Origin of the sequence: Olsenella porci, assembly GCF_009695875.1 — a bacterium.
Lineage (GTDB): Bacteria > Actinomycetota > Coriobacteriia > Coriobacteriales > Atopobiaceae > Olsenella_H > Olsenella_H porci.
On the sequence record NZ_VUNC01000003.1, the window covers coordinates 1 to 11106 of the forward strand.

At 63.7% G+C, this 11106-nt stretch carries 11 protein-coding genes and 1 tRNA gene; 6 read left to right on the forward strand and 6 right to left on the reverse strand.

Features of this window, described 5'->3' with window-relative positions:
* Positions 1–42: 42 nt before the first annotated feature.
* The 3 genes from FYJ68_RS04590 to FYJ68_RS04600 form a co-directional block, all read right to left on the reverse strand.
* Entirely contained in the window at positions 43–474 is a 432-nt protein-coding gene (locus FYJ68_RS04590; protein WP_154434468.1) for a helix-turn-helix domain-containing protein, read from the reverse strand.
* 235 nt (positions 475–709) lie between these two features.
* A complete protein-coding gene (locus FYJ68_RS04595; protein ID WP_154434470.1) occupies positions 710–1330 on the reverse strand; it encodes a glycerol-3-phosphate acyltransferase in 621 nt (206 codons plus the stop codon).
* A gap of 24 nt (positions 1331–1354) precedes the next feature.
* Positions 1355–2224 (reverse strand): GH32 C-terminal domain-containing protein, encoded by an 870-nt coding sequence (locus FYJ68_RS04600; protein WP_154434472.1) that lies wholly within the window; start codon positions 2222–2224, stop codon positions 1355–1357.
* A gap of 325 nt (positions 2225–2549) precedes the next feature.
* On the opposite strand from FYJ68_RS04600, the gene pepT reads away from it, so the two are divergent.
* From pepT to FYJ68_RS04620, 4 genes are all read left to right on the forward strand, one after another.
* Positions 2550–3776 (forward strand): peptidase T, encoded by a 1227-nt coding sequence (pepT, locus tag FYJ68_RS04605; protein WP_154434474.1) that lies wholly within the window; start codon positions 2550–2552, stop codon positions 3774–3776.
* Positions 3777–3863: 87 nt separating this feature from the next.
* A complete protein-coding gene (locus tag FYJ68_RS04610) occupies positions 3864–5429 on the forward strand; it encodes a YfcC family protein (protein WP_154434476.1) in 1566 nt (521 codons plus the stop codon).
* 659 nt (positions 5430–6088) lie between these two features.
* A complete protein-coding gene (locus tag FYJ68_RS04615) occupies positions 6089–6388 on the forward strand; it encodes a hypothetical protein (protein ID WP_154434478.1) in 300 nt (99 codons plus the stop codon).
* 162 nt (positions 6389–6550) lie between these two features.
* A tRNA-Met gene (locus FYJ68_RS04620) sits at positions 6551–6627 on the forward strand.
* Positions 6628–6867: 240 nt separating this feature from the next.
* Here FYJ68_RS04620 and FYJ68_RS04625 read toward each other — a convergent pair.
* Positions 6868–7284, reverse strand: coding sequence for a hypothetical protein (locus FYJ68_RS04625; protein ID WP_154434480.1), 417 nt, complete (start codon positions 7282–7284; stop codon positions 6868–6870).
* 351 nt (positions 7285–7635) lie between these two features.
* Here FYJ68_RS04625 and FYJ68_RS10540 point away from each other — a divergent pair, with 351 nt between their 5' ends.
* Positions 7636–8007, forward strand: coding sequence for a TOTE conflict system archaeo-eukaryotic primase domain-containing protein (locus FYJ68_RS10540; RefSeq protein WP_407670316.1), 372 nt, complete (start codon positions 7636–7638; stop codon positions 8005–8007).
* A complete protein-coding gene (locus tag FYJ68_RS04630) occupies positions 7941–8258 on the forward strand; it encodes an MGMT family protein (RefSeq protein WP_154434482.1) in 318 nt (105 codons plus the stop codon). Before FYJ68_RS10540 ends, FYJ68_RS04630 begins: the two co-directional genes overlap by 67 nt.
* A gap of 314 nt (positions 8259–8572) precedes the next feature.
* Here the strand turns inward: FYJ68_RS04630 and FYJ68_RS04635 are convergent, their stop codons facing one another.
* Positions 8573–9442: an alpha/beta hydrolase gene (locus FYJ68_RS04635; protein ID WP_154434484.1), complete on the reverse strand. Its 870-nt coding sequence runs from the start codon at positions 9440–9442 to the stop codon at positions 8573–8575.
* Positions 9443–9447: 5 nt separating this feature from the next.
* Positions 9448–11070 (reverse strand): PucR family transcriptional regulator, encoded by a 1623-nt coding sequence (locus FYJ68_RS04640; RefSeq protein WP_195837719.1) that lies wholly within the window; start codon positions 11068–11070, stop codon positions 9448–9450.
* Positions 11071–11106: the final 36 nt, after the last annotated feature.

Here is an 11106-nt window from a genome sequence, read left to right on the forward strand (position 1 = left end):
TCGTCGGTTCGGGGCTGAGCCTAGTTGGTGAAAGTGGTGAAACTACGCTGGTTTGGCTGGCGCATTCGCGCTGGTCGGATTGGGGCGCGTGTTGGTCAATCTGGTGAAACCTAAGCTAGCGCTATCACAGCGGACCGCCAGCCACGCCACCCAGTCCTCGAAGTCGCGCGTGAAGCGCGCCCCGTGCCGCGCCCAGGGGACGGCCTCGGTGCGCACGCCGTGCTCCGGGCAGCGCACCCTGCAGGGCGCGTACTCCAGGTAGCAGGCCGAGCGCGCCAGGTCCATCGCCCTCCACAGCCTGGGGGCCCCGCGGTTCGCCATGTCGTAGAAGTCGCAGGCCCTGCCGCATACGGGGCAGCGGCGCTGCTCGCGCTTGTAGGGCCGGACGCTCACGACGATGCGCTCGGCCTCGATGCGCGCGCCCAGGACGACCGTGCGGGCCAGACCGAGGGCGAGAAGTAGTAGACTCTTCATGCGTCACACCTCTTCGGTTGTCTGAATTTGGCTTAGCAATCATAGGCGGATGACGCGGAAACGGCCCCTCCCGGGGCCGTTTCAGTTCCAGATCGTTGTTTTCGCCCGCTGAGCTGGGCCTATGCCGGAATCTCTCCCACAGAAACCACCGAAGAGCCATTTTTCTCAGCAGGTTGCCGCGTCAGGGTGGTCGTGGTCCAGCGCTGCCTGCGGTTCCTTCGCACAACGACGGGGCCTACCCCCTCTTGTGGAACCTCTCCGCTATGGCGGCACGGGGTGTCTGGCCCGTGGCGATGCCACGGATCGCGTCTCCGTGCGCTAGGTACATGAGGGCGGAGAGCACCAGGCCAAAGAGGGCCTTTCTCCAGCTGCCAAAGAGGGCCTCGAGCGCGGTGTAGCAGATGGGTATGGCCATGGCCCCGCGGCACAGGTATCCGGTCACCAGCACGGTCGCGAATCCCGCGACCGATGCGACGGAGCCCAGGAGCGGGGAGGCGAGGATGATGCCCGCACAGGTCGTGGCAACCCCCTTGCCGCCCTTGAAGTGGTGCCAGGCGGGATAGTTGTGCCCCAGGGTCGCCCCCAGCACAGCGAAGGTCCCCGCTGCGTCCGCGGTGGCGGGGAAGGCTGCCCGCGCGAGTGCGAACGAGGCGACGGTCTTGAGGATGTCGCCCGCCAGTACCTCGACGGCAGCCCCCTTGCCCAGCTCGTGCCCCACGTTTGCCATGCCCGGGTTGCCCACCCCGATGTCGAAGGCGGACTTGCCGCACCTCCTGCGGCTCACCACGTCGGCGGTGAGGAAGCTGCCGCATGCATAGCCGATGGCGAGGCTACCCAGTGCGCAGAGCGCGTCCATCTCGACCACCCCTTCCTCGCGACCCTAGCCGCGGTAGGTGTCGCTCACGCCGTCCGCCATGCCCCATCCGCGCGCGAACGCCGCGTCCACGTTCATGCGCACGAGCATGGTCTTGGTGAGTGGGAACCACCGCGTGGCGAAGGCGTACCTCCCGCCGTTGGCAAACAGCTCCACGGCGGACTCGTCCACCACGATCCTGAGGTCGTCCACGTGGCCGATGGGAGCCCCCACCTCGGTCCTGCCGCCGCCCACGGTGTGCGGGTTGGGACCGCGGAAGCCCAGGTACAGCACGCCCTCGCGGTGCCTCACGTACAGCTCCTCGTCCAGCACGACCGTGAACTTCTCGCCCGTGATCCCCTGAAGCCGGATGTCGGCGCGGTGGCTGCGGAACAGGCCGCCCGCGTGCGGGTCCATGCTCGCCTCAAAGGTGTGAAGCTCTGCCAGCTCCTCCACGGGGAGCTGCGTCACGCTCCCGTCCTCCGCGCGGCCCACCTGGCGCGGGATGGTCAGGCAGTTCTCCCACTTGAGCCCGCCTCGGGTGTTGACGTAGGGGGTGTCGGGGGTCCGCATCAGGGCGATGGCGAGGGTCCTGCCCTCGTCGTCCACAAACTCCTGGGGAGAGGAGAAGTCAAAGCCATAGTCCACGAGCTCGCCCGGCATGGCGGCAGGCACCTGCGGGTCGTCGGCCGTGGGCTCCGGCTGCGGGTTCCTCTCGACCGACCAGTGGATGAGGTTGTGGCTCGAGAAGCGCACGGGGCGAGACGCCGAGCCCGCGAGCGTCTGGTGGGCGTCCACCATGTAGCTGCCATCCCGTTGGCAGAAGCCATCCACCCGGTCGATGGTTCCCGTGACCGGCATGAGGTGGAACGCGTTTCTCCAGCTGTCCTGCGACATGTGATGCCTCCCCGCACGCCCCCCGAGGGCGCCTCGATTTCACTGCCACTACGGTAGCGCAGCAGGGCGGGTTGTTGGCCCCTCGCCGAGCGACGGGTCGTGCGCGGGTGCTCCGCTTACATCAGAGAGTGAAGCATGAATATAAGCCGTTTACAATTCGCACACGCCGTTCACGGAGGAACGTGTATCGCTTGCAAAAGTTTCGAACGTGTAAACGATTTTCACTTTTATATTTCCAAAAGGTTACATGAAACTGATATGGAAGAGATGTGGCCATCTTTTAGGTTGGTCGCTCTCTTCCATGCATCGAAGAGGGGAGAAATCCATGCAGCCAATCGACCGCCTCCTGCGTTACGTCGCGGTCCGCACGCCCAGCGACGAGAACAACGACTCGTGCTGCCCAAGCTCAAAGGTTCAGTTTGACCTCGCAAACATGCTCGCGGGCGAGCTTCGCGAGATGGGGGTCTCCGACGTCCGGGTGAGCGACGATTGCTTCGTCTACGCCAAGCTGCCCGCCACGGAGGGGTGCGAGGGCCGCAAGAAGCTCGGGCTCATCGCCCACATGGACACGGTCTCGGCCTACTGCGACCACGACATCAAGCCCAGGTTGGTCCACGACTACGACGGCGGGGACCTGCCCCTTGGCGAGAGCGGTCGCACGCTGAGCTCGCGCGAGTTCCCCGAGCTGCCCTCGCTCGCGGGACGCACGCTCCTGGTGTCCGACGGTACCACCATCCTGGGCGTGGACGACAAGGCGGGCATCGCCGAGATCATGTGCGCGCTCGAGCGCATCATCCAGGACGGTACGCCGCACGGCCCCCTGCGCATCGCCTTCACGCCCGACGAGGAGATCGGAACGGGCGTCTCGCACTTTGACGTGGAGGGCTTTGACGCCGACGTCGCCTACACCATGGACGGCGACGCGGAGGACGAAATCCAGTACCAGAACTTCAACGCGTGCGACGCGGAGTTTGAGGTCACGGGCTTTGTCGTCCATCCCGGCTCCGCCAAGGACGTGATGGTCAACGCGTCCCTGCTGGCCTGCCAGATCAACGGGATGCTCCCCCAGGCTGAGGACCCTCGCCATAGCGAGGGGTACGAGGGCTTCTACCACCTGTACCAGATCAGCGGCGACGAGGCGAGCGCCAAGCTCTCCTACATCCTCCGCGACTTTGATGCCGCCTCGCTCGAGGCGCGCAAGCAGACCCTCCGCCACATCGAGAAGACCATGAACGAGCAGTGGGGGAGCGGCACCGTGACCCTCACCATCAAGGACGAGTACCGCAACATGGCGGAGGTCATCGAGTCCAACCCCTTCGCCATCGACTTCGCGCGCGAGGCGTACGAGGCTGCCTGCATCAAGCCTCGCGTGACTCCCATCCGCGGCGGCACCGACGGCTGCCAGCTCTCGTTCCGCGGGCTCCCGTGCCCCAACCTTGGGACGGGCGGCTACGGCTACCACGGCCCCTACGAGCACGCAACGGTCGAGGGCATGGAGGCAGCCACGGGCGCGCTGGTTGAGCTCGTCGGCGTGTACGCCCACAAGGGCTAGCCCCACTCGGCACGCCCTCGCATGGGGGAGGTCGAGAGGTTCGTTCTCATTCTTACAGTCAGGCACGACCATTGGAGGTATCGAGGCATGGCAGAAGCTGAAGCCATCGACGCGCAGGACGCCGAGGCGGCCACGGGCGGGGAGAGCGCCCCGAAGAAGAAGCACAAGCTCCACTTCCCAACGGCAATCACCGTGCTCTTCATCGTGATGCTCTTCGCCGCGGCGCTCACCTACATCGTCCCCGCAGGCGAGTACTCAAAGCTCCTGTACGACAGCTCGCAGGACGCGTTCGTGATCACCAAGCCGGACGGCAGCCAGGAGAACATGCCCCCCACCCAGGAGACGCTGGACAAGCTGGGGGTCTCGGGCAGTCTCGACAGCTTCCTGGACGGGTCCATCACCAAGCCCATCGCAATCCCGGGCACCTACCAGAAGGTTGACCAGCAGCCCCAGGGCGCGCTGGAGTTTCTCCTCGCCCCCATCAAGGGCGTGTACGACACCATCGACATCATCCTGTTCATCTTCATCCTGGGCGGCTGCATTGGCGTGCTCAACTACATGGGCGCGCTCAACGCCGCGGTCGCAGCGCTCTCGCGCGTGACCAAGGGCAAGGAGTACATCCTCATCATCGTGTTGGGCCTGATCATGGTCGCGGGTGGCACCACCTTTGGCCTGGCCGAGGAGACCATCGCCCTGTACCCCATCCTCATGCCCGTGTTCATCGCGGCGGGGTACGACGCAATGACCTGCATCGCCGTGATCTTTGTGGGCTCCTCCGTCGGTACCATGTACTCCACCGTTAACCCCTTTGCCACGGGCGTTGCCACCAAGGCGGCGGGCATCTCCATGGCAGACGGCATGAGCTGGCGCTTCGTCGCTCTGGCAATCGGCACCATCATCTCGTTTGCCTACGTGCTGCGCTATGCCCGCAAGGTGCGCCTGGACCCCAGCAAGTCGGTCTGCTACGACTTCAAGGACAAGATCGAGGAGCGTTGGGGCGCCCAGGGTGAGACTCCCGAGTTCACCGGCAGGATGAAGATCTCCCTCGCGGTGTTTGGTCTCTCATTTGTGGTGCTGGTGTGGGGCATCGTGACCGCCCAGTGGTGGTTTGACAGCATGACTGCGGTGTTTCTCGCCTGTGCCATGATCCTGGCCTTTGTGTGCGGCCTCCCCGAGGAAACCTTCATGGACCAGTTCATCAGCGGTGCCGGTGACCTCATGAGCACCGCGCTGGTCGTGGGCGTTGCCCGTGCCGTCAACATCCTCCTGGAGGACGGCCTTATCTCCGACACCATCCTGCACTTCTTCTCGGGCGTGGTCTCTGGCATGAGCCCGATCCTGTTCATCCTCATGATGCTCGTGGTCTACATCGTGCTGGGCTTCTTCATCAACTCGTCCTCGGGCCTCGCCGTGCTGTCCATCCCCATCATGGCGCCGCTGGGCGATGCGGTCGGCGTCTCCAAGTCCGCCATCATCGCGGCGTACAACTACGGCCAGGGCCTCATCTCCTACATCACGCCCACGGGCCTCATCCTCGCGAGTCTCGCGATGGTCGACGTGCCCTTCAGCCGTTGGCTCAAGTTCATCAACCCGCTGCTGATCATCACCATCCTCCTCAATGCGCTGCTCCTCATTGGACAGGTCGTCATCTAACCCTGGTTGGCAGCGGGCTCGATCGCGGGCGGGCGTCGGTCATTCGGCCGGCGCCCGCCTCGTGCGTAGGGGGAGCTGCGAGGTCGGTGCGCGGCTCCTCCGTGCGCCGTGATGGGGCATGGGGGACGCGCTGCCACGGGGTTGCCTGGCCAGGACGGTTGCGGGCACCTCTCCCCACGTGACGCATGCCTGCGTTGGGCTACCATCGAGGTAGCTCAGGACGCGGGGGGAAGGGCGTGATGTCGGTGTTCAGCCCCTTTCGCGACGGCCCCGCTGTTTGGGCTGTACCTGTTCAGTCTCGGGCGCACCTGGGGCGAGGCTCCCACGCGGGTGCAGGCAAACGAGCGGGCGCAGGCGATGCAGGCGGTGTTCGGGCGTCGCGAGCGTGGCTGCCGCGTTCAGCACGCGCACGACAGCCTGGTGTTTCGCGTCCCCTCGCGCGACGAGGCCACGGTCGCCCACTCGGCCATCGAGCTCTTTGCCGACGACTCCATGAAGCTCTCTGTTCCTGCCGTGGTGCTGGGGGAGAGGAGCGTGCGCGTGCGCTCGCCACGCTCTCGCGCCAGGCGTACTTTCCGCCCGCCCCGAACGCGCTTCTCATCGACGCCCGGGCGACGCTGCACAGGGTCACGCGCATGGCGACCATCCTGGACGACTAAGTGCGCGACCGTGGGATCAGTTGGGGTTCGTATGCCGTCGCGTACGAGCTGGAGGGCATGGCGGGGGTCACGCTGTGGTCGGACGACCAGGCCTATTTGCACTACGTTGCGCGGCATGGCGTGCTCAGCTGCGCTACCACCGACTGCCTGAGCCGCGTTCGGTACCTGGATGACGGCGCACACGACAACTTCCGCGCCCGCCAGTTTGCGGGGAGCCACTTCTTCGAGGCGTGCAGCCTGCCGCCGGGTTCCCCGTCCGTGGAGGACAACCGGCTGGTCGGTGCCCTTCTCAGGGGATAGGGGAGAGGGCGAGCCGCCTTGCCCGCGACCCATCCCGCTGGCCCCGCGGGGCACGCTCCTCTCGGCTGAATGTGGAGCGTCTCCACATCTGGTTGCCCGAGTTTGACATCGTCTGCCGTAGCCCCTATATTACTTTCTTGCGCACACGGTGCGCCCAGACATTGCGGGGTGGAGCAGTCTGGTAGCTCGCCGGGCTCATAACCCGGAGGTCGTTGGTTCAAATCCAGCCCCCGCGACCAAAACTAAGGTCCCAATTAGCAGAAATGCTGGTTGGGATTTTTGTTATGTAGAGACTCTCCAAACAGCCCGTGGACGGGGTCGCGTGAGGGGGAGGTGCTCGCACTTCTATTGGTTCGTAGCGACTGTGACTGTTGGGCGAGCTTGGACAGAACGGCCTTGATGGTTGACCGGTCCTCTATACGTGTGATGGCGAAGCTCCTCCTGCCTGCGTCCTTGAGCGACGCGACCACGAGGTGGCCCTAGGTTCCGTCCAAGATCAGGAAGCGGTCGTGGAACGAGGATGCGTGGCGCACCGTCAGCTCGGGGTACTGCGCGTTGAAGGCTTCGACGTCCCTCTCCGTTAGCTTGGCCTTTGGGTGGGTCCAGATGGTGGACGCCACGCCCTCGGCCTTCTTCGCCAAGATGTTGAGCGTGCCCGCATCCACGTAGCCGTCGATGAGGATGATGCCCTCCTTCGCGCGTTGCACGAGCGAGACCAGAAGCACGCATGCGTTGTAGACCTGGCCCTCGAAGAACACCCTCTGGCGGGGCTCCTCGTGCGCCCCCATGTAGTTGAAGACGCGCTCGAAGCGCTCGCCGCATCGGCACGTGAGTCGGCGGCAACGGGAAAGGCCGATGTTTACGACGACGTTGAGGACCTCATTGCAGACTTGCACAAGGCAGTCTAGATGGCTTATCGCCTCCAACTTGAGAAGCAATTCATCAAGCGATACTCCAAGCTTGCTCCAAAGGAGCGAGATATGGTTGACGCAAAGCTACGCATCCTTGCCCGTGACCCTTGGCATCCATCGCTGCGAACAAAGCGTATTCAAGGTACGGGGGGGTTGAGATCAGCGTGAACATGGACATCCGAATGACGATTTCCTTCGAAGGAGACAGGCTCATCGTCTTGCTTGACGTTGATCACCACGACAAGCCACTGAAGTGAAGGTCAATCCGGTAGCCTTCTCAGGGCCCCTAATGCTTCGCGGTGATGTTGCGGCTCCCGTCGGGGTGGGGAGGCGCCGATGCACGACAAAGTTGATCTGTTCCTCTCCCTCTTTCGTGGTCGTGTGGACGTGCATGCCCATGGCTACCGTCGGAAGGACGGCGGAATTGGCTATGCGCCCGCCTGCAAGAACGAGTGGCGGCGCGGCGTCTGCCCCCGCGCTGCGGACAACAAGGTGAGCTGCGCGGAGTACCTGGCGCGCTCCTTCCTCCCACTCGGCCACAAGACGCTCACCAACCACTTCAGGGGTGCGGACGAGCGCCTGATTGGGGAGAAGGTGAGTGACCATACGTACGACAAACGCGCGGGTGAGGGGAGAGACGAATGGCAGACGACGGGTTCTTCCAGAGGGCATACGACATCGTTAGACAGGTCCCCGAGGGGCGTGTGACCACATACGGGCAGGTGGCACGCATGATGGGTGAGCCACGCAAGGCGCGCTACGTCGGGTTCGCGATGCACTCCAGCCCGGGAATGAAGGGTGGGGTACCGTGCCATAGGGTCATCTTCGCAGACGGAAGCCTCGCGCCCGGGTTTGCCTTCGGAGGACCTGAGGAGCAAAGGCGCATGCTCGAGGCGGAGGGGGTCGGGTTTCTCCCGAGCGGCAAGGTCGACATGAGCCGCTTCTCGTGGGAGGCGTGAGGGAACAGGCCTGGGAAAGTTCCTGCTGCGCGTCACGGAAGCGCATCGGTGATGGCTGAAGGTGTCTTCGAGACGTCCCTCGTGGCGTTGCCTGCTGAGGAAATGCGACCTGTGGCAATCAGCGGGGTCTCAAGGGGTCTACCTGCTGATGAATCATGAGTTATGGCAGCGATTCGGTTGCTTCCACAATCCGAGAGCTGACGTTTCCCAGTCGAGGCGGCTTTCAGATTGCCACAGCTCGCATTTCCTCAGTACCTATGCCTGGGGAGCACTATCACGACGTCGCTTCCCGCATGTGAGGAGGCAGAATCTCCTTACACCAGCCCCTCCATCCACGTGAGGCACCGCTCGTATGCCTGCCGGCCGTCCGGGCTGCTGGTGTCGCGGTCAAACTCGTGGTCGTTCCCATACGACGTGAACGTCTGGGCGTGCAGCTTCCGCGCCAGCGACTTGGACGTGGCATAGGGGATTTCTCCGTCGCCGGTGGCAGCGGCGTAGAAAACCGGGGGCATGGCATCGATCTGTCGTTGCGTCAGAGCGAACGGATCCCGTTCGCCATCACCAAGTCCGAGCAGGTCCGCCCAGCGGCCAGTCTGGCGTGCATACATGTAGAGGGCGAAGCGCCTCTCCGCCGGTCCGCTCGTGACGGGCTCTGGTTGCGTGATGCGGTCCACCACCTTGCTGCCGATGGTTGGGTATGAGAGGTACGTCTCGCATGGAGTGGTGATCGAGGGGTCGGTCGCGCTGCCGTAACCATAGAAGTCGATGACCCCTGTCGGCTTGCGTGCCCCATTCGTCTCTGTGAGCCTGCCTGCCAGTGTGAGCACCAGATATGCGCCCGAGGAGCGTCCAAACAGGAAGACGGAGTCGCATCCCAGCCTGGGGGCGACCTCATCACTCACCCACGACCACAGCGCATCGACGAAGGCGTGGATGACGCGGAGGCTTGATTCCGGCGCCAGCGGGTAGTCCGCCTCGACCAACGTGCAGCCCCTATCAAGGAACATAGCCTCGTACGTCTCGGGAAGATCCGTACGGCTTCCCAGAAGAAGGCCACCCCCATGGAGGTACAGCACGAGCGCATGCGAGAGGGGGCGTTTGCGTACCCCTACCTCGTCGTCTGGTCGCAGGATGGTCACGCCTGCCGTGATCCCGCTCCACGAGAAGCACTCTTCCGTTCGCATGGCGCCTACCTTTCGTTGAGCTCGGGCTCCCAGTCTGGTCCCAGGAGTGCGACGAGCTTGTCCGCGAGCAGCACCTGCATCATGTCGTCGGTGGCGTGGACGTCGATCCCGTACTCCTCGCGAATCCTTCCCACACGATACCTCACGGTCTTGGGGTGAACGTACAGTTGGTTGGCGGCCTCCTTGTAGTTGCACTCGCATTTGCAGAGGGTGATGAGGGTACGGAAGCCCTCGGGGCTTTCGCTGTGCAACCTGGAAAGGCGGGAGTCCATGTAGGAAGCCAGCTTGGAGGGGTCGCCAACGTCGACAAGGAACTTGTAGAATCCCAGGTCGTCGTACCGCACGCAACGGTTTGACAGCTGGTTTGAGTCGAACAGCCTGTAGATCGACAGCACCTGGTCGTTAGCCTTGGGAATTGAGTACCGGTCCTCGTGCCCCGAGAGGACGATGAGATGGGCGAAGTCGGGGAGGCCCGCGTCGGCATGCATCTCACCCAAGATGCGAGTCACCTCCCCCGCGTCGAACCCGACGGAGCCTGACGTGTGGTTACGCAGGAAGGACAGTCGGTTGTTGCCCTCGAAGAAGACCGAGTTGGGATAGAGCCTGCGGACCCTCCTTCGAAACGTGAGAAGCAGGTCTCCAATCCTATCGGATTCCATCGGGTCGTCGATCGAGAGGCGAACGAGCATCACCTGGTAGAGCGCATGGGCGCCAATGCCCAGCTCCGACACCGCCTGATCAATCTCGTCGTGCGAAGTGAACCTCCCCTGGATGAGGTCGTGAACCAGCATGTTGTTGCGGTTGTACAGCCTTTGGTCAATCGCCTCCTGCTTGAGGAGCTCGATCATCAGCAGGTTAACGAAGTTCTCGATGGTCATCCTCTGGAAGGCGGAGACGTCCTCTGGCTTTCTGTGGGCAATGAGGTAGCAGGACGTGAGCGACTGGCTGGGAATCCGCACAGCAAGGCCAGACCCCATCGTGCCGCCCCGATAGCCAAGGGCTGCCTCGAAGTAGCGATAGCCCTGGTAGCCCTGCTCTGGGAGCTCCTCAAGATGCAACGAGCTCCAACCGCTCGCGCCCTCGCTCGTCCCGACCCGCGCATCCTCCACCCTGTTCACAAAGGTCACGTCACACCCGATGTTCTCTCTCAGCTGTGACACGACCTGATAGATGCTCGGCTGCTGTATGGCAAGCCGCATCGTCTTCAGGTGCATGTCGTAAAAGCTGTCGAGGAGACGGGCGTTGGAGTCGATGACCGTACCCATAACGTCCATGAGCACGTCCTCAAACGTGACGCTGGGATCCATGCGGACAAGCGGCATCGCTATTGCCTCGCAGGTGTCGCGGCAGGATGAGAGCAGGTCGGGAGAGGTCCTGCCCGGCTTGTAGATGATTCCCGCAATCCCAAGGTTGCGGATGGTGGAGAAGAACTCGTCCCTCTGAGCGGGGGAGAGGGGGACCAGCGCGAAGAAGCTGGTGACGAGCACGAGGCCGGGCCGACCCCACTTCTGGACGTCGGGTCCCTCCATGACCATTGCATTGGTGACCTCGCGGTCGAGTCCGGAAGAGCCGGCAAGGAGGGAGGCTCCCTCGAGGGGGCGAAGCTGAAGGACGTCCCGCATCGTCATTTGCCGTGAGTCCTGCTCTCGCGTTTTGCCGTCCAT